The sequence below is a fragment of the Candidatus Eisenbacteria bacterium genome (genome assembly GCA_016867495.1).
Classification (GTDB): domain Bacteria; phylum Eisenbacteria; class RBG-16-71-46; order CAIMUX01; family VGJL01; genus VGJL01.
The window spans coordinates 1-25,857 of record VGJL01000012.1; the positions used below are offsets into that span (position 1 = coordinate 1).

18 protein-coding genes and 1 riboswitch are annotated in these 25,857 nt (G+C 66.1%); of the genes, 9 read left to right on the forward strand and 9 right to left on the reverse strand.

The window, feature by feature from the left end; genetic code table 11:
* Positions 1 to 936 precede the first annotated feature (936 nt).
* Positions 937 to 2,211 (reverse strand): hypothetical protein, encoded by a 1,275-nt coding sequence (locus FJY88_03115; GenBank protein MBM3286331.1) that lies wholly within the window; start codon positions 2,209 to 2,211, stop codon positions 937 to 939.
* 86 nt (positions 2,212 to 2,297) lie between these two features.
* On the opposite strand from FJY88_03115, the gene FJY88_03120 reads away from it, so the two are divergent.
* A complete protein-coding gene (locus FJY88_03120) occupies positions 2,298 to 3,191 on the forward strand; it encodes a methyltransferase domain-containing protein (protein ID MBM3286332.1) in 894 nt (297 codons plus the stop codon).
* A gap of 293 nt (positions 3,192 to 3,484) precedes the next feature.
* Positions 3,485 to 4,168, forward strand: coding sequence for a hypothetical protein (locus FJY88_03125; protein MBM3286333.1), 684 nt, complete (start codon positions 3,485 to 3,487; stop codon positions 4,166 to 4,168).
* Here the strand turns inward: FJY88_03125 and FJY88_03130 are convergent.
* Together FJY88_03130 and FJY88_03135 are read right to left on the reverse strand one after the other, a co-directional pair.
* Positions 4,158 to 5,369 (reverse strand): hypothetical protein, encoded by a 1,212-nt coding sequence (locus tag FJY88_03130; GenBank protein ID MBM3286334.1) that lies wholly within the window; start codon positions 5,367 to 5,369, stop codon positions 4,158 to 4,160. The two genes, FJY88_03125 and FJY88_03130, sit on opposite strands and share 11 nt — an antisense overlap.
* A gap of 18 nt (positions 5,370 to 5,387) precedes the next feature.
* Positions 5,388 to 7,454 carry a TonB-dependent receptor gene (locus tag FJY88_03135; GenBank protein MBM3286335.1) on the reverse strand — a complete coding sequence of 689 codons (2,067 nt, stop codon included), beginning with the start codon at positions 7,452 to 7,454 and terminating at the stop codon, positions 5,388 to 5,390.
* A gap of 129 nt (positions 7,455 to 7,583) precedes the next feature.
* A riboswitch (cobalamin riboswitch) is annotated at positions 7,584 to 7,771 on the reverse strand.
* A gap of 233 nt (positions 7,772 to 8,004) precedes the next feature.
* On the opposite strand from FJY88_03135, the gene FJY88_03140 reads away from it, so the two are divergent.
* Both FJY88_03140 and FJY88_03145 read left to right on the forward strand, forming a co-directional pair.
* A complete protein-coding gene (locus FJY88_03140; protein MBM3286336.1) occupies positions 8,005 to 9,921 on the forward strand; it encodes a tetratricopeptide repeat protein in 1,917 nt (638 codons plus the stop codon).
* Positions 9,918 to 10,184, forward strand: coding sequence for a hypothetical protein (locus tag FJY88_03145; protein MBM3286337.1), 267 nt, complete (start codon positions 9,918 to 9,920; stop codon positions 10,182 to 10,184). The genes FJY88_03140 and FJY88_03145 overlap by 4 nt, the downstream gene beginning before the upstream one ends.
* A 27-nt stretch (positions 10,185 to 10,211) precedes the next feature.
* Here FJY88_03145 and FJY88_03150 read toward each other — a convergent pair whose 3' ends face one another.
* Positions 10,212 to 10,568, reverse strand: coding sequence for a hypothetical protein (locus FJY88_03150; protein ID MBM3286338.1), 357 nt, complete (start codon positions 10,566 to 10,568; stop codon positions 10,212 to 10,214).
* Positions 10,565 to 10,912, reverse strand: a complete 348-nt coding sequence (locus FJY88_03155) for a hypothetical protein (protein ID MBM3286339.1) — start codon at positions 10,910 to 10,912, stop codon at positions 10,565 to 10,567. The genes FJY88_03150 and FJY88_03155 overlap by 4 nt, the downstream gene beginning before the upstream one ends.
* A 234-nt stretch (positions 10,913 to 11,146) precedes the next feature.
* Between FJY88_03155 and FJY88_03160 the strand changes: the two genes are divergently transcribed.
* From FJY88_03160 to FJY88_03170, 3 genes are all read left to right on the forward strand, one after another.
* Positions 11,147 to 12,211, forward strand: coding sequence for a hypothetical protein (locus FJY88_03160; protein ID MBM3286340.1), 1,065 nt, complete (start codon positions 11,147 to 11,149; stop codon positions 12,209 to 12,211).
* Positions 12,212 to 12,238: 27 nt separating this feature from the next.
* A complete protein-coding gene (locus tag FJY88_03165) occupies positions 12,239 to 14,446 on the forward strand; it encodes a tetratricopeptide repeat protein (GenBank protein ID MBM3286341.1) in 2,208 nt (735 codons plus the stop codon).
* 180 nt (positions 14,447 to 14,626) lie between these two features.
* Entirely contained in the window at positions 14,627 to 16,843 is a 2,217-nt protein-coding gene (locus FJY88_03170) for a TonB-dependent receptor (GenBank protein MBM3286342.1), read from the forward strand.
* 15 nt (positions 16,844 to 16,858) lie between these two features.
* On the opposite strand, the gene aspS is transcribed toward FJY88_03170, so the two are convergent.
* Positions 16,859 to 18,643, reverse strand: coding sequence for an aspartate--tRNA ligase (gene aspS, locus FJY88_03175; GenBank protein MBM3286343.1), 1,785 nt, complete (start codon positions 18,641 to 18,643; stop codon positions 16,859 to 16,861).
* Between the two features lie 153 nt (positions 18,644 to 18,796).
* Positions 18,797 to 19,171: an STAS domain-containing protein gene (locus FJY88_03180; protein ID MBM3286344.1), complete on the reverse strand. Its 375-nt coding sequence runs from the start codon at positions 19,169 to 19,171 to the stop codon at positions 18,797 to 18,799.
* A gap of 535 nt (positions 19,172 to 19,706) precedes the next feature.
* Here FJY88_03180 and FJY88_03185 point away from each other — a divergent pair.
* On the forward strand, positions 19,707 to 21,032 hold the full coding sequence (locus FJY88_03185) for a glycosyltransferase family 39 protein (protein ID MBM3286345.1): 1,326 nt from the start codon (positions 19,707 to 19,709) through the stop codon (positions 21,030 to 21,032).
* A 72-nt stretch (positions 21,033 to 21,104) separates the two neighbouring features.
* Positions 21,105 to 22,625: a hypothetical protein gene (locus tag FJY88_03190; protein ID MBM3286346.1), complete on the forward strand. Its 1,521-nt coding sequence runs from the start codon at positions 21,105 to 21,107 to the stop codon at positions 22,623 to 22,625.
* Positions 22,626 to 22,672: 47 nt separating this feature from the next.
* On the opposite strand, the gene FJY88_03195 is transcribed toward FJY88_03190, so the two are convergent.
* Together FJY88_03195 and oadA are read right to left on the reverse strand one after the other, a co-directional pair.
* Positions 22,673 to 23,944, reverse strand: a complete 1,272-nt coding sequence (locus FJY88_03195; protein ID MBM3286347.1) for a sodium ion-translocating decarboxylase subunit beta — start codon at positions 23,942 to 23,944, stop codon at positions 22,673 to 22,675.
* Positions 23,945 to 24,052: 108 nt separating this feature from the next.
* A complete protein-coding gene (oadA, locus tag FJY88_03200; GenBank protein ID MBM3286348.1) occupies positions 24,053 to 25,840 on the reverse strand; it encodes an oxaloacetate decarboxylase subunit alpha in 1,788 nt (595 codons plus the stop codon).
* Positions 25,841 to 25,857: the final 17 nt, after the last annotated feature.

Genomic DNA, 25,857 nt, shown 5'->3' on the forward strand with positions numbered 1-25,857 from the left:
TCGAGTGCGCAACCTGCCATCCAGGCGCCCAGGAAAGCGAATCCGGAGCCGAGAGCCTCCTCCCGGATGCCGACGCGTGCCTCGCCTGCCACGAGCAGACCGATCTGGAAGGATGGGACTGGGCGGCCCCCTCTCCCGCGCCTTCCGGGTTTCCCGGTTTCTCGCACGCGAAGCACCTCGACATGGAGAGCGTCGATTGCGCTCACTGCCACGGAGCCCTTTCACAGCCAGTCATGACCGGGACCGGGAAGGGCGAACCCGGGCACGACCTCTGCTTCGCGTGCCACGAGGGAGAGAAGGCATCGGCCGAGTGCGCCTCCTGCCACGCCGATGTCGACGCCCTGCAGCCGCTCTCCCATGGGCCGGACTTCCGGAAGACCCACTCGTACGAGGCCAGAGGCAACGGCGACGCGTGCGCTGAGTGCCACCGCCACAGCGAGACCTGCAGCGAGTGCCACTCGGGAGAGAACGTCCTCTTCCTGACCCACGCGAGGAACTACCTCTTCACGCACGCCCAGGACGCAAGGAAACACGTGAGCGACTGCGCTTCGTGCCATGACTACGAGTCGTTCTGCGTCGACTGTCATGACGCGATGGCGGGGGACTTCGGCCTGAAGCCGGCCAACCACTCAAAGGACTGGACGACCGGTCGGAACCTCCACGCCATCGAGGCGAGGCGGGACATCTCCCACTGCGCGAGCTGCCACGAGGGGGATCTCTCCCCGTGCGTCATCTGTCACAGCGACCGACCGGGTCCGCGCGGCGGCGATCGGAACATCCATCCCAGCGGATTCGCGGACTACGACGCGCACGGCCCATGGCATGACGACGACACCTACTACTGCTTCGACTGCCATGACGGGAGCGGCCCGGCGGAGGGCTCGGACGGCTTCTGCGGCTACTGCCACGCCCCGCCCAGGCGGGACTAGAACGGGCTCAGCGCCCGCCGCCCGGGCCGCCGCGCGCGCCCTCCTCGATGCAGAGCCGCACCGGGTCGTCGCCGTAGACGGCCGGGGGGAAGAGATAGGGGACCAACCCCAGGAGGAACTGCCTCTTCTTCAGGGCCTGATGGCTCGCGTAGTGATCGGTGTGGATCGTCCTCAGATAGGTTTCCAGGGTGTAGATCTGCAGCTCCACGGGAAAGAAATAGGGCAGCGCGTCCGGGATGTTCGGCGCACGATAGAGGACGTCGATCTCGCACTTGAAGACCCTGTAGCCGGCCCCCGTGAAGGGATTGAGGGCGGCGAGTCCCTCGTGTCCGCTGAGCGTATCGACCGCGTTCTTGATGTGCAGGGGGCCTCCGAAGATCCCGAATAGGATCTCCTTCAGATGCTCCACCTCGATGAGATTCTGGACGATGAACATCGCGCCGATCAGATCCTTGATCACTCTCGGGTCGTTTTCCCCCTTGCGGATCATCTTGCTGACGATCGACCCGTTCCGCCTCCTGTTGAGACCGCTCCAGATCTCCATCGGACGCAAGGCGTAGTGAACCTCGCCCTTGTGGTACTGGAACGGGATGATCTCCTTCTTGAACCGACAGGAGTAGAAGTAGACATGGAGGCGAATCGGACGTCCTTCATGAAGGATCTGGATCTCCTGCAGATCGAAGGACCAGCATTCCTGACCGGGCCGCGGAACGCGCCCGATCGAGTAGTCCATCGTGACTCCGTCCCTGCCGATCTCCGAGCAGACCTCGACCTTGCGCCTCTCCGCCACCTCCGAGAAGAGATGCCGTTCGAGGAGGGACTCGAAGAAGCGCTTGTGCGCGACCCCGTTCTGCACGTCGCGGCAGTGATCGACCTCGAAGAAGAGCTTGGCCAGGTAGAGCTTACGCTGCGCCTCAAAGCGGCTCCGCGGGTCCTCTTCACCGAAGATGACCGAGAGGAGCTCCAGGACGTCGGAGCAGTCGCGCACGCGGGGCGCCGGCTCCACGGAGGTCCGCACTTCGGCCGGCAGGAGCTGGAGCAGATCTCCCAAGTAATGGTCGGCCTCGTTGAGGTAATATCGTGCGGTCTCGAGGTTCGATTCGAGGACATGCTCTTCCCCGGGGGGGAAGAGGATCCCGTTCAGCAGGCCGTTGTACGGTTCCGATCCTCGGATGATCCCGAGGTACTTCTTGTAGAGCATGCGGAGGAAGGCCGGGTCCGATTCGGAGAGAGCCGGGTTCAACAACGGATGGGCGCTGTAGTCGGGGTGAAACTGCTCCATGATCCGGGGCCTCATGCCCACCGCGGCAACCTTGCCCAGGATCGGGCCTGTCGCGCCGGTTGAGGCTCTCCGTTCCCGAGGATACCATGCTGGATGCGCCATCCCAATCGCTCCTCCCTGCGACCTTCGACACCCTGATCCAGATCTTCGGCGCCAGTCGAGCCCTCGGTCGTCCCTGGCCCGACCCATGCCCGCCCTTTCCCGCCTCGGCGATCCGCCTTGTCGACTTACGCCCCAGGGAGGACTTCGAGCGGGCGCACATCCCCGGCTCGTGCAGGCTCGGCCTCGACGAGATCGACCAACCCGCGCTCCGGCCTCCGCGACGACGGATGCTCCTCCTGCTGGGATCGGACGCGAGTCAAACCGCCGATGGCGCCCGTCGCCTGCAACTACTCGGATACACCGCCCGCCCTATCCTTGCTCCCCTTTCGAACTGGCCCGGCCCCTGGGCGGCGGGGACCGAGGTCTCCCCGGCATGGGAGCCTTCCCGCCTGGCGGCCCTCTGGAAGAGCCGGCTTCCCGTCGGTCCCGTCCTGGACCTGGCCTCTGGATCGGGGCGAACGGCGGTCTTCCTGGCGATGCACGGGGCGGAAGTGACCGCCATCGATCTCCTCCCCGACGCGATCGCGCAGGCGTCCCTGCTGGCCAAACGCCACCAGGTCACTATCGGCCTGAGGCAGGGGGATGTGGAGGGGAATCCCTCCTGCTGGGACGGCCGGTGGGGCACGATCCATGTTCATCGCTTCCTGGACCGGGGCGGCTTCGCGCTCCTTCGGGACCGGCTGCTTCCGGACGGACTGCTCCTCTACGAGACGTTCATCGAGCATCAGTTCCGCGCCGGCCGGAAGCCGACGCACCCATCGCACCTCCTGAAAAGCGGCGAGCTCCTCCAGGCGGCGCGTGGAATGGAAGTCATCGATTACCGGGAGGGCGAAACCGAGGAGGGGGACTGGACGGCCTCTCTGGTGGCGCGGAACTAGGCGGATGTGCATGGATCTGAGAAGCGAGCGAGCGCGCCGCGAGGAAGGTGGACCCCGACGGTTCCCTCCGCCCCGCTAGGTTCGCGTTCGCGGCGCGGGGCTTCGGGAACCGGTCGGGGCCCCCGGACGCTCCAGTGGAGCGCTGCTGGCCCGCGCAGCTCGCGCCCTGTCACTCAGCGAGCGGAGCGGGCCACGGCGCGACACCAGGGCCAAGCGGATGCGCCAGGCAGGCGGCTCAGATGCAACCAAGCCGCTCTTGAACCGGCGGACCGAAGAAGCCGCAGGAGGCGGAGATGGAGAACCTTGGAAGACCGTGGGTGAAGGGCGATGGAGAACTTCCGACGCTGCCCCTGACAGTCGATGACTCTCTCAAGGGAAAGGTGAGCGTCGGCTCCTTCCTGCTCGAGAAGGCGTCCGCTGGCAATCGTCCCGCAAGCCTCGACGAGGCGCTGCGCGAGCTCGAGACTCGCTATCGCGACCTCTGGGCGGGGCCTCCCGACGCGCATGAGGCGCTCCAGCCCGCGCGGCGGCTCTACCACGCCATAGGCATCGATCCATCGAAGACGCGCCCCTCATCGGAGTCCCTCCTCCGCCGCGTGCTGCAGGGCAAGGAACTCTATCGAGTCAACGCGATCGTCGACGCGGCGAATCTGGCCTCGCTCACGATGCTCCTTCCGGTCGGGCTCTACGACGCGGCGAAGATCGAGCCTCCCGTGTCGCTGCGTCTCGGACGCGAGGGGGAGGAGTACGAGGGGATAAGAAAGGACAAGATCCATCTGACCGGACGTCCGGCCCTCATCGATCAGATCGGACCGTTCGGCAATCCGACATCCGACTCCCTGCGCACATGCGTCACGGAGAATACGGAGAGGGTCTGGTTCGTTCTCTTTGCCCCGGCCGACTATCCTCCGGCGACCCTGAAGGACGATCTGCTGCGGGCGCGCGAGATTCTCGGGAGACACGCCTCTACTCCGTGATCAAGACCAGCTCGAACGGAGGAAGTCCCGTGGGGAGAGGTTGCGAGATGTCGGTTCGGGGAACGCCGTTCGCGGCGGAGAAGATCCGGAGGCCCGGATCCGCATAGTTCCGATCGCAGACGGCGAGATCTCCGCACGGCAAGAGGATCAAGTCGGCCAGCTCGTAGCCGTTCGATCGGTGGACGATCCGGTCCAGGACGCCGGTCGCGGCGTTGAAGGAAACGAGCGACGTGACGAACGAAGGATCGCTCACGGTCGCGTAGCCCACTCCCTCGTCCGTCAGGGCGAAGTCGATGAGATCCCCCCCTAGGATCTCCTCCCGAACCATGAAACCCGCCGACCTCCACGTCGACAGGTCGACCTTCTCGATCCCGGCGTCGAGGACCCCGTAGACCCCCGACTCCGGAACGAGGAGGAACGAGGAGGACCGGTCCAGGACCATCGGCGCCGTGGGATTCAATCCCTGCAGGACGATCCCCTGAATGCCGGCGATCGTCGGGTCGGCGTCCACGAGCGAGTCGGCTCTCGTGTCTATGATCGCAAGGTAGGAGGGCGGCACCGGCAGATAGGTCGCCCCGCCGAAGTCGATCCGCTGCACCGCCACGTAGAGGTAGGGATCAATGTATAAGAGCCTGTCCATGTCGGGAACGCCGTCTCCGTCGGCGAAGACGGAGAGAGAGATCTCTCCCAGGACGCTGCCGTCGCCCACCTCGACCTTGAGGATCGAGGCGGAGCCCCCGCGACTCACGTAGGCGCGGCCCTCTCCTGCGAAGGCGATGTCGCGTGGATTCGTCCCGCCGCCCACGCTGAACTGGCGGACGGTCCGGAAGCCGTCGGCTGGATCGACAACTTGAACATTGTCGCCTCCGAGTCGATTGACCACATAGAGAAGTCCGCCGTGGACCCTCCCGACGGCATCCGAGTGGACCGCAGCGACATCGCGCGTGACCCGATAGGAGGAGTCGGCGTCGACGACCGTGATCGCTCCGGTGGAGTAGTCGGTCGTCACGACGAGAAGCCTGCCGCACTCGGGGATCTGCGGAGGCGGGGGCTGCGTCGGCGGCCGATTCTCGTCCGAACAGCCTACGACGGCGGCCATGAGGATCGCGGCCGCGAAGGCCGCCATCGGCCCTGCGGGCGCGATGGCGGCATGGGCGGGCCGGGGACGAAACGATGCTCTCTCACGGAGACTCGACTGCATCTTGGATCTTCTCCTTTCTCAGGGGCGGGGTTGCCGATCGCCTTCGCCTCTTCCGGCCGTGGCGTCGTCTGCGCCTCCGCCGGCGGGGGCCGAGTAGGCAAGCTCCAGAAAGAACGAACGGCCAGGAAGAGGAAACCCCTCGACGTCCTGGGTCCTGACGTCCGCGATGTTCCGCGCGCCGAGGAGCAGCTCCAGGCTCTCCCGTTTCATCGAGAAGACGACCCTGGCCTCCTGCAGGAAGCGGTCTCCCCGACGCCTCGCCTGGGAGTTGTACCGATCGCGGTAGAAGCCCGACTCATAGTCCAGGGCGTGCTCGAGACGCAGCCTCGACAGCGCGATGCCTGTCTGGATCGACCCCTTCGCGTTCGGCAGATAAGGCAGCGACTTCCCTCTGTAGCTCGCGCTCGGACCCGCGTCGTGCGCCTCCTGGAGCGTGCCGCTCGCCGTCACATCGATCGCCGGATGGGCCCAGGAAGGAACGCTTCTCGCGGAGTAGGCCGCGCGCGCGAGCAGCTCCGCGCCGCGGACCCTCGTCCTCTCCAGGTTCTCCGGGCGCGAGGTCCGCTGGCTGTTCTGCAGCCAGACGATGGCCTCCTCCGTGCGGCTCTCGAAATAGGCCGCCTCGACCCGGCATCGCAGCGGGCCATGCGACCTGCCCGGCATCCGCGCGCTCGCCCCGAGGTCCCATGCAGTTCCCCGCTCCGCAGCGAGGGCGGGATTCCCGATCTGGACACCTCCGCGGCCATGCATCTCCACGAACGCTGGAAGCCTCGCGAATCTCCCCAGCCCTCCCCGGATGAGGATGCCCCGCCCCGCGTCGAGCGAGACTCCGACGCGCGGAGTCCGAAGCCGGACGCCTTCCGATCCCCGCCCTGTCGAGACCAGCAGCCGCTCGCGCAGCAGGAGCTCGACCGCTGCGATCGGACGCGCCGCGAGGTCGAGCCCGAGGCCGCCGGCCAGGCGGCGGTGGGCCGGCTCCGCCCGGCCGGCCAGCAGATCGCGCCCTCTCCAGATCTCCTCCTGCAACGATCCCGCCACACGAAGAGTCGCCCCGATCCCGGGCAGGAGGGAGGTCGCGCGAATCTCTCCTCCCTGGGCCAGGAAGTCGCTCTTCGTGTCGCTCTTCCCCAACCCGACCTCCCCGTCCGGATTCTCGTAGTGATCCGCGTCCTCCTGGCGATGGAGCAGCAGTTTCCATGCGCTCGACGACGGGCCCCTCGCATCGAGGGCGACAACCTGAAGGAGACGACGGAAACGGTCGCGGACGTTTCTCGTCTGCATGCTCTCGGTCCCCGGAACGCCGGCGTCCCGCCACAGTCCGTGCCCGATGTAGCTCGCGGCAAGGCGCTCCCCCGCGCGATAGCGTCCCTGGACGAGCGCGTCCGACTGGCGGAAGGCGTTGTTCTCGCGGCGGACCGTCCGATCGTCCCCGCCTTCGTAGGGCGTGCCGTTGCGGTCTCTGTAAGGGTAGTCCCCCTCGCTCGCGACCACTCCGCCCGATACGAGGATCGCGAGCGCGCCCCGCGCGAGTCCGCCCGCGGCAGCCAGAGTCGAGGCGCCGAACGAGCCCGCGCCCACGCGCAGGTGAAGCGGCGCGCCTGCGTCCTGTCTCGTGCGAAGCCGGATCACGCCAAGGCCGAGACCTGCTTCCTCAGAAGCCCCGGGTCCGCGAGTGATCTCCGCCCGCTCGAAGAGGCGCGCCGGCAGGAACGACAGATCGACCATTCCATCCGGACCCGCCGAGATCGGCGCGTCATCGACGCGAACTTCGACCTGAGAGGGACTGCTTCCCCGCACCGACGCGAGCTGTATGGAGCCGGAACCCCCGTAGCTGCGGATCTGGACGCCGGCGGCGCGATCCAGCAGATCCGCCAGATCGCATGAGGCCGGCACCGCCGGGCCGAGGCGGACCACCTGCACGAAGCCCGGCGTCCTGCCCATCCGCTCCTCGGGAAAGGGACGGGGCGATACGACCTCGATCGTGTCGACCGCGTCCGGCCAGAAGGGAGGAGGGGAACCCATCGCTTCCGCGGCATGCATGCCGCAGAGCGAGACGATGAACAAGAGGACCGCCAGGGGCCTCATGGGACCTCCGAACCGCGAGAGGTTCCACGCGCCGCGACCCTGGCGCGGCGCGCCGCGACCCGATCGGAGAGGAGAGGACGGATGAGGAGGGGATGCCCCCCCTTCCGGCCGTTTCCGGACCGACCAAGGGGCTTTGGAAGGCCTCCCGCCAGGTCTTCTGGCTCTCGGATCAACCTGTGCCCCGCGCCTTCCCGGCTCTCGCCAGTGGCGTCGTGCGGGGACAGTCCCCGACTACAGCGGCGGGCCCGCAACGGCTTCTGACCGTTTTCCCTCTCCGGCGCGCGGTCGCGCCCGAGGGCGGGAGACCGATTGCAAAGCGACGAAGGCAGGCTAGAGCCGACGTCCCGGCCTGTCAAGCCTTCGCCTTCTCATCGCGCCGGACGGCTTTTCAGACCCAGACGAACGCATGTGGACCCTTTCGGCGGCATCTGCGACACTCCTTCTGCGCGCCTGCCAGGCTTGGCGTGATCGTGCCGCGACTCGCTCGTTCCCGTTTCGGATGCAGGCGAGTCGCCGCGGAGATTGAGGACTCATAACAGGAAGTCATTCGATGGCGCCGATATTCCCGTTGCCCGCGGGGAAGCCGCGGCTCGATCTGCTCATCCTTCACCCGGCGGGCAGCGATGACCCGCGCCTCGTTTCACTCTCGATCGGAATCCTCCAGTTCCTTCGCGGCTGGCTGGAGGGCCGGGACGTCACAACGTCGTTCTGGCCGGAAACGACCGTTGACGCGGGGGGGCGCACGCGCTTCATCCTCCGCCCCATCGCCTGGGCCGAGGACGAGATCGCCCGCAAGAGGAAGCTCGTCCCGTCGGCCCGCGCGATCCTGTTCCTCGATATCGATCACTCCATCCCAGCGACGCCTCAGGCGCGGCTTTCCTTGCGATCTCAAACTGCGGATCGCACGGCCTTAACGCCGATTCCGCTCGATGAGGCGGGCGTCTTCTCCGGCACCGCGCTCACTCTGGACGAGCTGCTTCGTGCCGTGGAGCGGGTCCCGATCGAGAAAGGCCCCGCGGCCATCTTCCACACGCAGGATCATGCGACCGCGCTCGCGACGCTCTACGCGCTCGAGAGAATCGTGGCCTTTCAGGCCGGCATCGGACAGGAGGATCCGCAGCGTCTCTTCGAGCCGGCGCTCAATTGTTTGGCGCGCGATCCGGCGCATCCGATCGGGCGCGACTGCCTCGCGCGCCTCGCGGGGGCCGCCACGGAGACCGGGAAATCGGAGTGCCAGCAGGCGGCCCGCGACGCGCTGCAGCGGTGGTCCGACATGACTCCCCTGTCGGCCTTTCCCCCCTACTTGCTGGCGATGACGCGCATGCGATCCGGGGCTGCGGAAGAGGCCAGAGCGTCATTCGAGGAGTCGCTCCGCAGGGACCCGCTCTTTGGACCCGCCCTCGAGCAGTACGCGAACTGGCTGGCGGAGCGGGGCTTCGTCGATCGGGGCGTCGCGATGCTCCGCAGCGCGGTCGGCCGGACCGACTTCGACGGGAACCTGCTCGATCACGCAGGATGCCTGCTCGCGAACGCGGGACGCCTCGATGAAGCGGACCCCCTCTTCCGAGAGGCGGCGTCGGCCGGAGGGCCGCCGACCTCGAGCACGAACCTCACCCGGGCTCTCCTCGCCCGCAACCGCAACGACGAGGCGCTCGAGGTCCTTCAGCGGAGCATGGCCCGGGGAATCCATCCGATGCAGCTCGAGCTGATGGCCGATCTCGCCGGGCGGTCAGGGATGGCCGCGGCCGGCGCCCGAGCCATCCTAAGGGGGAGGATCTCGGAGGGCAGCAAGGACGAGACGATCCAGCAGCATCTCACTCAGATCTGCCTCGATCTCGAGGGGCCCGGGGCGGCGGCCGCGCAGGCGCGCAGATTGCTCGAGATCGCCACGCAGGTGCCGGTCCGGCGTTTCGCCTACCAGGTCTTGTTGCGGAGCCTCATTCCCGACTTCGAGGCTCGCTGGAAGCAGGCGATCGAGAACACGTTCGAGGGGGATGCGGAGTCCGCGGTGTCGTTCCTCCGCGAGGTAGTGACGGCGGAGGACGGCTACGGCACCGCGCACTTCTTCCTGGGAACCGCGCTCGAGCGCCTCGGACGGGCCAAAGAGGCCGTCCCCCACCTGAGGGAGGCCATCGCCTCGGAGGGAAACGACCCGATCGTGCTCGATGTCCTCGCGCGCGCCTGCGCGGCCGCGGGCGATCTCGAGGACGCGGCGCGGCTCCACCACACGGCCGCTTCCCTCGCGCCGGGCGATGCCCGGGTCCTGCACAACGCCGCCGTATCCCTCCTTCGCGCGGGCTACTCCGAAGAAGGGATCTCCATCGCGCAGAGCTCGCTCGCCATCCAGCCCGAGCAGGATGATCTGATCGATCTGCTGAAGAAGAGCCTCCCGCCCAGCCGCAAGAAGGCAGCGAAGCTCGCCGAACATGCGGGGAGGATTCTGAGGAAGAAGAAACCGCGATCGTGACGGCTGAGGAGCTCATGGGCGACGAGACGATCCACGATCCCCCGGGCCGAAGTGACGATCCGACCATTGCGTCGCCGCCGGGTCAACCGGCGCCGGCGACCGATCTTCCCCAATCGATCTCAGGCTACCGCATCCTTCGCAAGATCGGCGAAGGCGGGATGGGGATCGTCTATGAGGCCGAGCGTCTCTTCAGGGAGGCCCTGGCCATGGACGAGCGGATCCTGGGCCGGGACGATCCCGAGATCGCGACGAGCCTCAAGTGAGATGTTACGGTCGGAATGCTGGGGCGATCAGGGCGGATTCAATGATCTCTCTCGCGCCGCGGCCACGGCGAAGGCGTCGAAATACCGCTGGAGAGAGCTCCCGTCAGAACGGTAAGCGTTCTCACCCACGAAGAAGTCGAGGAGGACCTCGCGGGCCCGCGCGATCTCCCGCAATCTGGCCGCCGACCTTCGGTGACGAGGATCGTCGAGCGTGAGATCGATCAGCTCAATCGCGCGCTCGACGGCATCGCTGGAGATCTTCCGGTTCCGCTCCCGCCAGCGCAGGGCCCGACCAACCTCGCTCCCGACGTGGCCCATCTGCTCGCACAGGGTGAAGGTGAACCATCGCCCCCGGGCCAGAGACTCGTGCCGGACGGGGCTCATCGGCGCGCGAGCTGCCGGACGAGGGCCCCAATCCTCTCTCGGATCGCCGGATCATCCACGCTCCTGGAGTGGTTGCCCTGAGAGGGTCTGAGGTTGATCATGGAGTCGAACTCGATCCATTCATCGTCTGGCAATTCTGGATAGAGATTGATCCCCCAGAGATCCTGCTGCCGCGACCCCGTCGCCAAGAGCTCGGCTTCCTCATCCGCATGCAGCTCCGCTCCGACGAGCATCACCCCGCGGTCGAGATCGACGACCCCCTTCACAAGACTGCCGAATCGAGCGGAGGCGAGCTGACGCAGGTCCTCGATCGATAGCGGGCTCTGTCGCGTGACCAGCTTCATCGCCGGTCAGTCTAGCCGCCCCCGCGCCAGCATGGCAACATGGTGGCCGAGGCGACGTCAGGCCTGGTGCCCGCCACAGCGGCCCGGAGGCGCCCCAGAAGTGAGGACGCACCGCGAGGCTCGCGGATCCGATAGCCGGCCCGGCGCCCCTTGGAGCCTACCAGAGGATCCCCTACACTCGGGGGCGTCAGTTGTCGGAACATGGGGGCCGGGGCTGCTCACCGGAGGGGACAGATGGCTTCGAGCGAGTTTCCCATGGAGAGGAAGATCCTGCCCGCGACCCTGGCGGCCGGGGCGCGCAAGGCGCTCAAGGGGCGCGGGGAGATCCGGCCCGCCATCAAGGAGCTGGCCGCTCTGATTCCGCATGACGCGATCACGGGGCCGCCGTTCTGCCTCCTCCAGTACATCACCGATGTCGAGGGCGCCTATGACATCGATGTCTGTTTTCCGGTCTCGCGGGAGATCGCGGTCGAGGGGCTCTTCTGCAGGATGGAGCCGGAGCTGGAGGTCCTCGCGCACCTCCACCGGGGACCGACGGAAGGGATCCGGGAAGCCTACCGCGCCCTCCATCGGACCACGGCGGAGCGCGGGGTCATCTCCGACGAGTTCGGCCGCGAGGTCTATCCGGACTGGGAGACGGCCGACGCCACGGCCGTCGAGGTGCAGTTCGTGGTCCACAGGTGGGAGGACTTGTTCGCCCGGCACGCGGAGCGGGTCCTCGGGTCCGAGGCGGCTCGCGATCTGCTCGCGAACCGGCCCGCACCGGGACTCGAGGCGACGGGGGAGGAACGCTTCGCCTGGGTGAAGGCTGCCGTCGAGAAGCTCGATCGCGACGCAGGCGATGATCGAACGCACGAGATCCTGACCGGCTGCGCGCACGTCTTCCCCGACCGGCAGATCGACAGGCTCCGCTCCGTCCATGACGAGGCCATGGAGCGGACGGGCGACCGCGGCCAGGCGATTGATGCCGTGCTCGCCTTTCGGGCCGCCAATCCACCGTGGAGGGACAGCTCGACGCGCCAAGGCAACGTGGTGATCGCCACCAAACGACCGCGCGACCCGGAGGCGTATGAGAAGGCCGAGACGTCCGAGGAGAAGCGGCGCGCCTACTGCTTCTGCCCGATCATCCGCGACCGGCTCGGCGAAGGGATGCCCGGGAGCTTCTGCTACTGCGGGGCAGGTTGGGAGCGCCGGCAATGGACGGGGACTATCGGGGAGCCGGTTCGCGTTCGCGTTCTCCACTCGGTCCTGCGCGGCGATGACGCCTGCAGCTTCGCCATCGAGCTGCCGGAGGCCTGACCGGACGCCAGGCAAGAGGATCATGACATGATCCGAGCCCCCTCCAGCAATCCGGTCGGCGGCGCCATCCGTGATGAGGGCAAGAGAGGCGCTCGGGAGAGAACGCCGAGAGCGCGGCGCTGGAGGACCGGTCTGATCCTGGGCGGCATCCTGCTCGCCGGGCTCCTTCTCCGCCTCGCCTACCTGTCGGACCTCAGGCAAGCGCCCGACTTCGAACACCCGATCAAGGACGCCGGCTTCCATGACTACTGGGCCAGGGCCCTCGCCACCGGGGATTGGACTCCTCCCGCGTCGCACGAGGATCCGCGCCTGGGAGAGGTCCCCTTCCTCAGACCTCCCGGGTATCCGTACTTCCTCGCCTTGATCTACAAGACATTCGGATTGAGCTACTTCTTTCCCCGCCTCGCCCAGATCCTGCTCGGACTCCTCAACTGCTTCCTCGCCTTCCTCCTCGGTAGAGCCCTGTTCGGTCGCGCCGTGGGCCTGATCGCGTCGGCATTCGCCGCCGGCTACTGGGTGTTGATCTTCTTCGAGGGCGAGCTCGAAGCGCCGACCCTGATCGTCACCCTGGCTCTGCTCCTGGTCTGGCTAGCCTACCGCTGGTGGACCAGGCCGTCCCGCGGGCGCGCGATCCTGAGCGGTCTGACCCTGGGACTTCTCTCGCTCACGTTGCCCAACGCCCTCGCGTTCATCCCGGTCCTCGCTCTCTGGATGCTCTGGGCGGGCCGCGATCTCGTCCGGCCGCGACAGATCTACGGCCACCTGGCGATCTTCCTGCTCGGAGTCGTCCTCGGGATCGCGCCGGCCACGATCCGAAACGCCGTGGTGGCCGGGGACTTCGTCCCGATCGCGAGCAATGGGGCTGTCAATCTCTACATAGGCAACAACGAGACGAGCGACGGCACGACCGCGACGATTCCGAATATGCAGGAGCTGACCGGGCTGAACCGATGGAACTGGTTCCTCTATGACCGGATCGCCCGCGGCGTCTCGCGAGAAGCCGGCCGCCCTCTCAAGTACTCGGGAGTTTCCGCCTACTTCAACCGCAAGGCCCTGGACTACATCGCAAGCCATCCGGCGAGGTTCGTGGAACTCTGCCTGAAGCGGGCGGCGCTCTTCTGGGGCCCGGCGGAGATCGCCAACAACAAGGCCCTCGGCCTGGAGAAGACGAAGTACCCCATCCTGCGCTGGAGCCCAGGCTTCCCCTTCGTCTTGTCGCTCTCGCTTCTCGGCCTCCTGCTTGTCGCTCTGGAGAGGAGAGGATCGCGGGGCCTGGGGGCGAAACGCAGCGCCGAGACCGTGAGGGCGTTCCCCCTGCTCGTCCTGATCATCTTCCTCGTCCTGATCCTGTTTCTCTCTTTCCTCCCTTTCCTGGCAGCAGGCCGATTCCGGGTCCCCGTCCTCCCGTTTCTCTTCCTCTTTGCGGCCTATGCCCTCCATCGCCTCTGGCAGCTCTTGCGCTCTCGATCCTGGGGACGGGCGGGCGCTGTTCTCGGATCCGGCGTCGCCCTCTACCTTCTGTGCAACGTGCAGATCGTGCCCTACCAGTCGAATCCCGCCTGGTGGTTCGTCGATCAGGCGAGCGGACTGGAGGTGTCCGGAGACCTGCAGGGGGCGCTCCAGGCGTGCCGCGACGCATTGGAGGAGGACCCAGGGTATGTCGATGCGCGCGTCAAGCTGGCTTCGTTGCTGGCGAGGCTGGGAAGACCGGAGGAGGCGATCCGAGAGTACGAGGAGATCCTCAGACACCGCCCCGACTACGTCGACGTGCGTGTGCGACGTGCGTCCCTTCTCATCGATCGGGGTCAGGCCGCGAGGGCGACTCCGGAGCTGGAAGAGATCGCGGCGGCGCATCCCGAGATGTCCGCCGCTCACCTTCAGCTAGGATGCGCCTTCACTCGTCTTCGACGCTATGAAGAGGCGGAGCGGGAGCTGCGGCGCGCGATCGAGCTCGAGCCGCGGGACGCGGTCGAGCATAGCTATCTGGCCATGGTTCTGGCTGCGCGGGGCGCCCACGAGGAGGCGATTGCACACGGTCGCGCCGCCCTTGGCCTCAAGCCGGGCGTGAAGGAAGTCCACTTCAATCTCGGGACCTCGCTGCGGGCCCTGGGAAGACAGGAGGAAGCCGCCGCGGAGTACCGGGAGGCCCTTCACATCGATCCGAACTATGTGGCCGCGCAGCGCGAGCTGAACGCGTTGTCGAACGCGGGGACGCAACCGGCGCCCGGACGATAGCCCCCCTGGAATCGATGGCTTGCCACCAGGCATCGTGGCCCGTAACTATTTGACACAAAGTGGATTACGTCAAGTCCGATCCAGGAGACGCTATCGTGGCTCATGGCGGTCGGCAAGGTCCTGCTCCCCGCGCCGCTTTGCGCGGACCTCGGACCATCGAACAGAGTATAATGATCGGTTATGTCGTGGATCTCCCATTCTACTCGATCTATCAGGCCGCGCCTGCTCGGGCCCCTCGTCTTGCTCCTGCTGCCTCTCGCGCCGTCGGCGCGCGCCGCGACCCTGACCGGGCGCGTCCTGGATGAGAGCGGGGCATCTCTGCCACGCGCGATCGTTCAGATCGAGGCCTTGCAGCTCGGCGCCCTGGCGGATTCCTCCGGGCGGTTCGCCATCGCGGATCTGCCCGCGGGGACCTACGTGATCCGTGTCTCCATGATGGGCTTCGAGACCGCCATCGAGACGCTCGAGGCCCTGGACGTGCCGGGACCGGAGGTTGTCGTTCGGCTCTCCTCGGCTCCGGTGCTCCTGGATGCGATCTCCGTCGAAGGGGAAAGGACGGGATCGGGCGTGACGGACAAGGAGATCGTCCGCACCGAGGTGATCGCTCGGGGCGACCTCGTGGAGAGCGCAGACCGCGGCAGCCTGATGAGCGCGCTCGACGGCCAGACGGGCTTGAAGACCCGGCCCTGCGCGATGTGCGGCTCCTGCGGCATCGGGATGCAAGGGCTAGAGCCCTCGTACACGGAGGTCAATGTCGACGGCCTGCCGGTCTTCAGCGGTCTGGGAACACTCTATGGCCTGGACGGGATCGCGGCCGGCGATGTCGAGCGGCTGGAGTTGGTCAAGGGGACTGGATCGAGCCTATATGGAAGCGGCGCCATCGCGGGGGCAGTGAATCTCGTCTCGGTCGCGCCGGAGGCGGGCGGCGCGCTCGAGATCCGCGCATCGTCGGATCAGCACGGGCAAAGCAGCCTCTACCTGGGCGCCTCGACGCATCCGGGAGGCGTGCCGATGCGCCTGTCCGTCTCGGCCGGCGCGACCCCCGACCGGATCGATACCAATGACGACGGCGTCACGGATGTCCCCGAGAGCTGGCGCACGAGCGTCGGCGCCTCGGCGGAGGCTCCTGCGGGCGGCGGCACCCTCCGTCTCGGGGGCCGCGCCTATTGGGAGGACCGCTTCGCGGGGGAGGTTGGCTGGACGCCACGCGATCGCGGGTCATCGACCGTCTACGGGCGCGAGATCCAGACCCGGCGGCAGGAGATCTCCCTGCGCTGGCGTGGAGCTTCCGACGGAAACCGGCTCTGGTCGGCGCGCGGCGCGCTCGTCCGGCACGAGCAGGACTCCTGGTACGGCACCCAGGAGTACGCCGCGCGCCAGCGCCTGGGGCTCTTCATGCTGACTGTCGAGCAGTTCTGGAGCGAGCCGCATACGACCGTTCTCGAGGCGGGTCTGAGCGGTGAAGACTACGACGACAACTTACGGCTGCTGGCGCCCACTGATCTTCGTTATGTCGTGCCGTCGCTTGTCGTGCAGCATAGCTGGAAGATGGGGACGGCCTTGACCGTGCAGGCCGGGAATCGAGCGGAGAGCTACGAGGAAGATGGCGTCATTCTCACGCCGCGGATGACCGCGGCGTGGGACATCTCGCCCGGCACGACTCTGCGGCTATCCGCCGGAACGGGGTACCGGCCCGTCACGCTCTTCAGCCTGGACGTCGCGACCGAGGCGGGCTTCGACAGCGTCCAGCTCGGAGAGGACCTCCGGGCGGAGGAAAGCGCGGCGGTCGCAGCCGCGCTCGCCCGGCGATGGCTGTCCGATTGGGGGTCGGCACGCGTCGACCTCAATCTGTTCTACACCGACTTCCGGAACAAGGCGGTCATCGAACATGCAGAAGGATCTGACATCTTCGTGTCGAATGCCTCGGATGCGTTCTCGCGAGGTTTCGAGGTCCAAGCCTCGGGTCTGCATCAAGACGGATGGAACGCGAAGCTCGGCTACACGCGATCGGAGGTCCGCTATCGGACGGTCGAAGGCTGGCGCGACGTGGAGCTGCAGTACGCCTACACGGCCGACGGCACGGTCGGACGAGACTGGAAGGAAGCTGGTCTCTCAACGAAGGTCTCCGCGGTCCTCTACGGACCGCAGCACCTGCCTGAGGGACGCGGGAGGGACCGGGCCGAGCCTTACGCGCTCTTTGACGCGGCCGTGCGCAAGCGCTGGGGGCGCCTCAGCGCGTCGTTCGGAGTGAACAACGTCTTCGACCGGACGCAGGACGAGTCGCCGTACGTCCGCGATCCCGAGACGGGGCGGCTGCGCCCTGACGCGGCGCTCATCTACGCGCCAGTTCTGGGGCGCGCGTTTGTGCTGAGCCTGGGATTCGAGGTGGGCGGATAACGGCCCGCTCGCGACCTACGTCTTCGGCATCTCGATGCGAATGTGCAGCTCCTCGAGCTGCCTCGGACGCACCTCGGACGGAGCGCCCATGAGGAGGTCCTCGGCCCGCTGGTTCATCGGGAACATGATGACCTCGCGGATGTTGGGCTCGTCGGCGAGAAGCATGACGATCCGATCTATGCCCGGGGCGATCCCGCCGTGGGGCGGGGCTCCAAACTTGAACGCGCGGATCATCCCTCCGAACTTCTGGTCGACGACCTCGTTTCCGTAGCCGGCGATCTCGAACGCCTTGTACATGATGTCGGGACGGTGATTCCGGATGGCCCCCGAGGACAGCTCGACGCCGTTGCAGACGATGTCGTACTGGTAGGCGAGAATAGCGAGGGGATCCTCTGTCTCCAGGGCCTCCATCCCGCCCTGGGGCATGGAGAAGGGGTTGTGCGAGAACTCGATCTTCCGGTTCTCCTCGTCCCACTCGTACATGGGGAAGTCGACGATCCAGCAGAACCGGTAGACCTCCTTCTCGCGGAGGTCGAGTTCGTCGGCGACCTTGGCGCGGATCCGTCCGGCCAGGCCGGCGACCTCGGTCTTCTTGCCGGCAACGAAGAAGAGCGCGGAGCCGGGGCCTGCGCCGGGCAAGACTCTTAAAAGGGCGAGGAGGTCCGGGCCGAGGAACTTCGCGATCGAGCCCTTGACCCCGCCTTCGGCCGGAAACGCGAGCCAGGCTGCTCCCTTGCCGCCCTGATCTTTGACGAAGGCGTCGATCCCATCAAAGAACTTGCGCGGCTGCTCGGCGGCTCCCGCCACCGGGATGCAGCGCACCACCCCTCCCTCCTCGACCGCCCCGCGGAAGGCCCTGAACTCCGAATCCGCGAAGATCCGGGAGACGTCCTGGATCTCGCAGCCGAAGCGCAGGTCGGGCTTGTCGCTGCCGTAGCGCAGCATGGTCTCGTGGTAGGTGAGGCGGGGGAAGGGCGCGTCGGTGATGCTCCAGTCCGAGAACTCGCGGAAGATTCCGGTGAGAAGCCGCTCGACCACGGCGAAGACGTCCTCCTGGCCCGCGAAGGACATCTCCAGATCGAGCTGGTAGAACTCGCCGGGTGAGCGGTCGGCGCGGGCATCCTCGTCGCGGAAGCACGGCGCGATCTGGAAGTACCGCGGGAACCCCGAGACCATGATGAGCTGCTTGAACTGCTGAGGGGCCTGCGGGAGCGCATAGAACTTCCCGGGATGGAGGCGGCTCGGGACGAGGAAGTCGCGGGCCCCTTCCGGCGAACTCGAAGTGAGGATAGGAGTCTGGAACTCGAGGAAGTCCATCTCCGTCATCCGTCGCCGGATCGACTGGATGATGCGGGAGCGCAGCACCATGTTCCGCTGGAGCTGGTCGCGGCGGAGGTCGAGGAAACGGTGCTCGAGTCGCTGCGACTCGGATGCATCGATGTCGTCGGCGATGGCGAAGGGGAGGATCTCGGCGACGCTGTGGATCGTGAAGCTCTGGGCGTGGATCTCGATCTCCCCGGTCGCCATGTTCGGGTTGACGTTGCCTTCCTCGCGGTGGGCCACGATCCCTTGGATCTGGACGACGCTCTCCAGGCGGACGTCGGCGGCAAGACCATGGAAGGGCGCGTCCGTCCCGATGACCACCTGGACGATCCCGGAATGGTCGCGGAGGACGAGGAAGTAGAGGCCCCCGAAGTTGCGCTTACGATGGACCCAGCCGGCGATCGTGATCGTCTCGCCGACGTGGGCGACGCGGAGGTCGCCGCAGAGGTGGGTGCGGTACTGATTCGGTCGGAACATGGCGTGTCTCTCCGTTTGGGGCGTCCGGTCTCGATTCTTCATCGGAGCCCGCCCGCAATGGTCTCGAAGACGGAAAGATAGCGCATTCCTGGGGTGGTAGCCTTTGATTACCCGTCCGAGTTGCTGGAGGAACTCGCCGGGCGGCGGGGTCGCTCAGGCCTGGCGCCTCGCAGAGCCTTCCGCGTCGTTCTGGTCGTCCTGGGAGAACCAGCTCAGGGCTTCTGCTTCGCTCTCGCACACCGGGAAGACCCCATCCAGCCGCGTCAGACGCAGGATCTCCCGAACTGCAGGACCCACGCCGAAGAGAACGAGGCTCCCGGCAGGGCGCGTCCGTTTCAAAAGGGCCACCAGGGCGCTCAGTCCGGATGAGTCCATGAACTCGATCCCGGCCAGATCCACCGCGACCATTCCTCCCTGAGGAGGAATGACAGCGAGCCCCTCCGCCTTGAAGGCCTCGGCCACGTCGGCACCGAGTTCCGTGTCCTCCGGGCGCAGGATGACCACCGCGCCCAACCGCCGAATCTGCAAGGTCGACTCCTCCCGTCGAGTTTCCCCGGTGGGGCAAGCTCCTGTGTCGTTTTCGTCTGCCGCCGGCCGGAGCTTATAGTGGAGAAATCGTGATCTTCTCCCAAGGCAAGAACGGAGCGACCGATACGTCGGACGGCAACCTCCTGGCCGGGTCCGCTTCGGGGGATGACCTCGTCCTGGTCATTACCCGCAGGGCCGCGAACTAGACCAACTCCCGTCGTTCGACACGTTCTTCGGGAACACTAGGGGCCACCGATAGTGTAGGTCGGTGGCCCTTCCTGTTGGATGCGCGGAAGGGTCACGCAGTGACGGCCGACCCCGTACGGTGCGCCCAACGCGTCCCCGCACGTTGAGCGATTCGTGAGCGCTCTTCGTGAGGGAGCGCTGAACCACTTCCTGCTCCTCGGCGTCGCTCAGTACACCGCACAGCGCCAACGTACTGCCGATCCCGGTGTGCTATGTTCTTTGGGGATTATCCTAGAACTGCGACCGGGCCGGTTTTCGTGGAGATGGAGATCAGATCCTGGGGGTCGGGATGAGCGGGCGACGAGACGATGTTCAGCCTGCTGATCCCGACCGCCGACTGGGAGGCTGGGGCGGGAGGGGCTCGGCCGTGAGTCCCCGAGGGGGATGGTCCAAGAGGCTGGTGCTGCCGCTCGCGCTTCTCCTCGTGGCGGCCGTGATTCGACTGGTCGGGGTCACTGCTGAAAGGGTCCTGGTTCTCGCCGGGGACGAGTTCTCCTACGACGATATCGCCACCAATCTCGCGGCTGGGAATGGATACTGCAGGACTTCGACGTCCGGAGACCCCTATCCGACTGCGACGCGGGGTCCGTCCTATGTCCTGTTCCTCGCCGTCTGCTACAGACTCTTCGGCCAGGACTCGATTGCGCCGTTCGTGGTCCAGGCGCTGCTCGACAGCGTGAGTTGCCTGCTCGTCTATGGCATCGCGCTCTTGCTCTTCAAGAGAAGGACGATCGCTGCGGTCGGGGCGTTCCTGTACGCGGTCTATCCGCCATTCATCACCAACACCCATCAGCTTCTCACGGAGACGTGGATCAATGTGTGGATTCTGGCCTCGCTGCTCCTCTTTCTGCGATATGTGAAGGCGCCATCGCGACGCGACCTGGTTGCCAGCGCCGTCGCCACGGGGATCATGGTCCTCAGTCGGCCCAACCTGCTTCCAGCCTCGATTCTTGCGTTTGTCGCGATGGGGGGGCGACGAGACGCAAGATGGTGGAGAGGCCTGGCAGTTCACTTCGGCATCGTCGCGATGTGCCTCTCTCCCTGGATTGTCCGCAACGCGATCGTCTTCGGCCGTTTCGTGCCCGGCGTATCCCAGGGGGGGATCACCTTTTGGGGCGGCACAGGTCCGGCCGGCGGCCGGGCCATCGGCGGTCTGGGCGATCCCGAGACGCCGCAGTATGCCATTGAAGCGACCCGCGGGATGGGTGAGATGGAGAGGGATCGCTGGTTCTATGCGGATGGGGTCCGTGTGATCCGCGAGCACCCGGGCAGGTATGCGCTGCTCCTGGTGAAGAAGATACCGCGCCTATGGTTGAATTTGGGATACGATCGTCCTCCCTCAAGAGCAAGCATCCTTCTCGCGTTGTTCAATGCCGGGATGATTCTGATGGCGTATCTTGGGGTTCGCGGATTCCGTCCCCCTCGAGTGGGCCACACGCTCCTGCTTCTGCTGGGCACCTACTTCACGCTAACCCACCTTGTGTTCTTTTCGGTGTTTCGGTACTCGCTCCCCGTCTATGCGGTTCTCATGCCGTTCTCGGGAGCCGGGATTGCGTGGATGTGGGGATTTGTTTGGAGCCGGGGAGGGTACCGGGTGCGGCGGGATCCAGATTGAGTTCTCGGAACGGACAGCATATAATCCGATGCTGGGATTCTTGAGGTCCCCAGGACTGACACAGGAGGGCGCATGAAACGCTCCGTCTGCATCCTGGCACTCGTCCTGTCCGCGATCCCCATCGCGACTCCCGAGGCTGAGACTCTCGTCGTCTACCCCGACGGCAGCGGCAGCTACCCGACCATCCAGGCTGCGATCGCAGCCGCCAATTGGGGCGACATCGTGGAGCTGGCCTACGGCAGATTCACCGGTGACGGGAATCGCGATCTCCATTTCTACGGCAAGCCGATCACACTTCGCTCGCAGAGCGGACACGCGGAGACCTGCATCATCGACTGCCAGGGCGACGAGAATGACCCGCATCGGGCGATCCACTTCGACTGGGCAGAGGGACCCGGGAGTGTGGTCGAGCTCCTGACCATCGAGAACGGTTGGTTCCATGACGAGGGGATGCCCTTCCCCGATTGCATGGGGGGCGGCATCCTTGTGGAAGACAACGCGGCGCCGACGATCCGCGGGGTGAGGTTCTTGAACTGTGCCGCCACCGCCGGGGGCGGGCTTGGGTCGTGGAACGCTTCAGCTACCGTTCTCGGGTGCCACTTCGAGGGGTGTGAGGCCTGTGGAGGAGGAGGCGCCTACTGCTTCTATGCATCCCCCACATTCAGGAATTGCAGCTTTGTCAGAAACACCCCCCACCAAGGAGGCGGAGGAATCAGCTTCCATCACGCTACACGCGCCATAGTCGAGAACTGCCTGTTTGACGGCAACCAGCTGGTGCATGGAGGCATGGGCGGGGCCGTCGACGCTTCAGCCACTCCTATCGAGTTCACCAGCTGCACGTTCCTCAACAACAGCGCCTACGACGGATGGGACACGTACGGCGGGGCAATCCACCTCTCGAGCGCGGCGGCGACCGTCTCGGGCTGCACATTCGCCGGCAATCTGGCCGGGAGTGGCGGCGCCATCGACTGCGACGCGTACGGCGGGACTTCCACTCTGACCATGGATCATACGATCATCGCGTTCGGCCTGAGAGGGGGCGCCGTTCACACTGAAGCGGGAACAGGTCCGGTTGTGCTTTCCTGCTGTGACCTGTACGGCAACGTTGGAGGAGACTGGACTCCGAACATCGCCGGTCAGTACGGTGTGGACGGGAACATCAGCCAAGATCCGCTCTTTTGCGATCTGACCGGCGGGAACGTGACTCTGGACATGCAGTCTCCATGCGCCCCCGATCAGAACCCGCAGTGCGGACAGATCGGAGCCTGGCCGGTCGGCTGCGGCACGGCGGCGGTCGATCATCTCCTGGCGCAACGCGACATCTTCTGTGTCGTCCCGAACCCGACCGCCGGCTCCTGTCGCCTCGTGGCACCTGCCGCTCGCGCGAGGCAGATACGGTCCGTCGTCGTCCTGGATGTGAACGGCCGGCGTATCCGAGATCTCGTTTCTCCTTCATCTGCGCGCGGCGGGGTGGAGCATCTCGAGTGGGATGCTCGGAACGCATCACGCCGACCGGTTCCCTCGGGGACCTATCTCTTCAAGATCGAGTCGATCTGCGGTGCCGTCACGGCGCGCGTGATTGTGGTTCGGTAGAGTTCCTCGGCAGCCTAACGGACGCACTCTGCTGTCGACTTTCCTCCCTAACGGAAAATCGACAGGATCACCCCTGCAGCCACGACCGATCCGATCTGCCCGGCCAGGTTCGCGCCCAGGGCGTGCATCAGCAGGAAGTTGTGGGGATCCGCTTCCAGTCCCTGTCTGTTCGACACGCGCGCCGCCATCGGGAACGCGCTGACCCCGGCCGAACCGATCAGCGGATTGACCGGATTGCCCTTCCAGAACAGGTTCATCAGCTTGGCGAAGAGCACGCCGCCGGCCGTACCAAGCGTGAAGGCCAGCAGGCCCAGCAGGATGATGCCCAGGGTCGAGGGCAGCAGGAACTTGTCGGCCACCATCTGCATGCCGACGCCAAGCCCCAGGAAGATCGTCGCCAGGTTCATCAGTTCGTTCTGCAGGGTCTTCGACAGACGCTCGATCGCCCCCGACTCCTTGATGAAGTTGCCAAAGGCGAAGCAGCCCATCAGCGGCAAGGCCGTGGGCAGGAGCAGCACGCACAGCGCCACCAGCATCAGCGGGAACAGGACCTTTTCCAGACGGCTGACCTCGCGGACTTGGCGCATGCGGATCCGGCGTTCCGCCGGCGTGGTCAGCAGCTTCATGATCGGCGGCTGGATCACCGGGACCAACGCCATGTACGAATAGGCCGCCACGGCGATGGACCCCAACAGTTCCGGGGCGAACTTGGAGGCTACGATGATGGAAGTCGGGCCGTCGGCCGCGCCGATGATGGCGATCGAACAGGCCTGCTTGATGCTGAACTCAAGCCCCGGCAGGGCATTCAGCGCCGCAACGCCCAGGAGGGTGCCGAAGACGCCAAACTGCGCGGCCGCGCCGAGAATGGCCACGCGCGGGTAGGCCAGCAATGGCCCGAAGTCGCAGAGCGAGCCGATTCCCATGAAGACGATCAGGGGCAACACCTCGTTCCGGATGCCGTAATCGAAGATCAGGGTCATGAACCCATGCGGCCCGCCCATGCCACCCAAGGGGACATTGACGAAGATGGTCCCAAACCCGATCGGCACGAGCAGAAGCGGCTCGAAACCCTTGACCACCCCCAGGTAGAGCAGCACAAAACCGACCACGACCATGACGACGAACTTCCAGTTGCCGCCCGCGGTCATGTCCCAGAGACCGGTCGACCGCACAACACTCGTCAGGCTCCCGCCAAGCGAAACGGCCTCCGGTTGCCCGGCCGGAGCGTGATCCGGCGTCGCGTTCAGCTCGGACGTGGCGCCGACGCCAGGTTCAGCGGTTCCCGCCGCGTTCGCCGGCAGAACCAGCGCCAGCGCCATGACGGCCATCGTCAGCGTCACGGCGGCCGGCGCCTGCCAACGAATGGCGGGCCAGGGGAAGAACCAGGGGACGACAGATCGAAGGAGGTGTGGCATGGGCAAGATCCCTCAGGCGATTTCGGCGATTGTATCCCCGGCCTTGACCCCATCGCCCGGCTTCACCCGGTAGGTGATCCGGCCCGCTTGGGTGCTGAGGATGTTTATCTGCACCTTGAGCGCTTCCATAACGCAGATCTGCTCATCCTTGTCCACCTCCTCGCCGTCAACCGAGGCCAGGGATAGGATCGTGCCGGGCATGGGCGCCTCCACCTTGGTCACGATGCCGGCGTTGTCACCGGCTGCGGCCGCCGGCGTTCCGGCATCTGTCTGCTTCACCCGGATATGAAACGGCTGGCCGTCCACGCTGAGTTTCAAGCTGCCGTCCGGTTCGGCGATCCGGCTGACCTTGTGTTCGACGCCATCCACCATGACGGCGAAGTGCCCGGAAGATCCGGCGCCGGCGACCGGGGCGGGAGCGGCCGCGGCCGGCGGCTCGATCCGCACCGGACCCTTGGACCGGCCTTTGAAGAATCCGATGGCAACCTGTGGAAACATGGCATAGGTCAGGACATCCTCGCGCGTCAGCGATGTCACTTCGAGCTTCTGCTTCAGATCCTCCTCGATCTTGTCCAGCTCATTCGGGATCAGATCCGCCGGGCGGCAGGTGACCAGGGCCGGCAGGTTCAACTCCTTCAAGGCCCGCTTGACCAGCGCCTCGTTGGGCTTGCCGGGCGTCAGGCCGTACTGTCCCGCGAGCAGATTCTTTGATTCATTGCTGAGCTGGGCGTACCGGCCGAAGAGGACATTGAGCACGGCCTGCGTGCCTGTGATCTGGCTCGTGGGCGTGACCAGGGGCGGATAACCGAAATCCTTCTGTACAACAGAAATCTCCGCGAGCACCGCGTCCAGCTTGGCAAGGGCGTTGTGCTCCTTGAGCTGGCTTTCCAGGTTGGACAGCATGCCCCCTGGAACCTGCGCGACCAGGATGCGCGTGTCGGCGCCGGCGAACGAGGACTCGAACGCCCGGTACTTCTGGCGCACCTCCCGGAAGTAGGCCGCCAATTCGACCAGGGCCTTCACATTCAAGCCGGTGTCGTGCTCCGTGTCCGCCAGGATCTCGACCAACGTCTCCGTGGGCGAGTGGCTGGTCCCCATGGCCATGGAAGAGATGGCCGTGTCTACTCCTGCCGCGCCAGCCTCGACCGCCTTGACCAGAGTCGCCACGGACATGCCGGTGGTGGCATGCGAATGGATCTGGATCGGCAGGTCGACGGCGCTCCTGAGCGCCTTGACCAGTTCGCTCGCGGCATAAGGTTTCAGCAGGCCGGCCATGTCCTTGATGCAGAGCGACTCGGCTCCCATCTGCGCGAGCTCACGGGCCAGCGCAATGTAGGCCTCCAGCGTGTGGACGGGGCTGGTCGCATAGCTGATGGTGGCCTGGGCATGCCGGCCGGCCTTCTTGACGGCCCTGAACGCGGTCTGCATGTTGCGCGCGTCGTTCAGCGCGTCGAATACGCGGAAGACATCGACGCCATTGGCGGCGGCCCGCTCGATAAAGGCCTCGACGACATCATCCGCGTAGTGGCGGTAGCCCAGGAGATTCTGGCCGCGCAGCAGCATCTGCATGGGCGTCTTCGGCATGGCCGCCTTGAGCGCGCGGATCCGCTCCCAGGGGTCTTCGTTCAGGAAACGGATGCAGGAATCGAAGGTGGCGCCGCCCCAGGTCTCAAGCGACCAGAAGCCGGCGGCGTCAAGTTGCGCCGCGGCGGGGAGCATGTCGGCCGTCAGCATGCGGGTGGCAAACAGCGACTGGTGCGCGTCGCGCAGGGTCACGTCGGTGATCCGGACACGTGCCATAGACGGATGCTCCTGTA

Bases quoted from the DNA above. Each gene is read 5' to 3' on its own strand.
- FJY88_03115 (MBM3286331.1), bottom strand. From the start codon at position 2,211: ATGGAGCAGTTTCACCCCGACTACAGCGCCCATCCGTTGTTGAACCCG.
- FJY88_03120 (MBM3286332.1), top strand. From the start codon at position 2,298: ATGCTGGATGCGCCATCCCAATCGCTCCTCCCTGCGACCTTCGACACC.
- FJY88_03125 (MBM3286333.1), top strand. From the start codon at position 3,485: ATGGAGAACCTTGGAAGACCGTGGGTGAAGGGCGATGGAGAACTTCCG.
- FJY88_03130 (MBM3286334.1), bottom strand. From the start codon at position 5,369: ATGCAGTCGAGTCTCCGTGAGAGAGCATCGTTTCGTCCCCGGCCCGCC.
- FJY88_03135 (MBM3286335.1), bottom strand. From the start codon at position 7,454: ATGAGGCCCCTGGCGGTCCTCTTGTTCATCGTCTCGCTCTGCGGCATG.
- FJY88_03140 (MBM3286336.1), top strand. From the start codon at position 8,005: ATGGCGCCGATATTCCCGTTGCCCGCGGGGAAGCCGCGGCTCGATCTG.
- FJY88_03150 (MBM3286338.1), bottom strand. From the start codon at position 10,568: ATGAGCCCCGTCCGGCACGAGTCTCTGGCCCGGGGGCGATGGTTCACC.
- FJY88_03155 (MBM3286339.1), bottom strand. From the start codon at position 10,912: ATGAAGCTGGTCACGCGACAGAGCCCGCTATCGATCGAGGACCTGCGT.
- FJY88_03160 (MBM3286340.1), top strand. From the start codon at position 11,147: ATGGCTTCGAGCGAGTTTCCCATGGAGAGGAAGATCCTGCCCGCGACC.
- FJY88_03165 (MBM3286341.1), top strand. From the start codon at position 12,239: ATGATCCGAGCCCCCTCCAGCAATCCGGTCGGCGGCGCCATCCGTGAT.
- FJY88_03170 (MBM3286342.1), top strand. From the start codon at position 14,627: ATGTCGTGGATCTCCCATTCTACTCGATCTATCAGGCCGCGCCTGCTC.
- aspS (MBM3286343.1), bottom strand. From the start codon at position 18,643: ATGTTCCGACCGAATCAGTACCGCACCCACCTCTGCGGCGACCTCCGC.
- FJY88_03185 (MBM3286345.1), top strand. From the start codon at position 19,707: ATGAGCGGGCGACGAGACGATGTTCAGCCTGCTGATCCCGACCGCCGA.
- FJY88_03190 (MBM3286346.1), top strand. From the start codon at position 21,105: ATGAAACGCTCCGTCTGCATCCTGGCACTCGTCCTGTCCGCGATCCCC.
- FJY88_03195 (MBM3286347.1), bottom strand. From the start codon at position 23,944: ATGGCGCTGGCGCTGGTTCTGCCGGCGAACGCGGCGGGAACCGCTGAA.
- oadA (MBM3286348.1), bottom strand. From the start codon at position 25,840: ATGGCACGTGTCCGGATCACCGACGTGACCCTGCGCGACGCGCACCAG.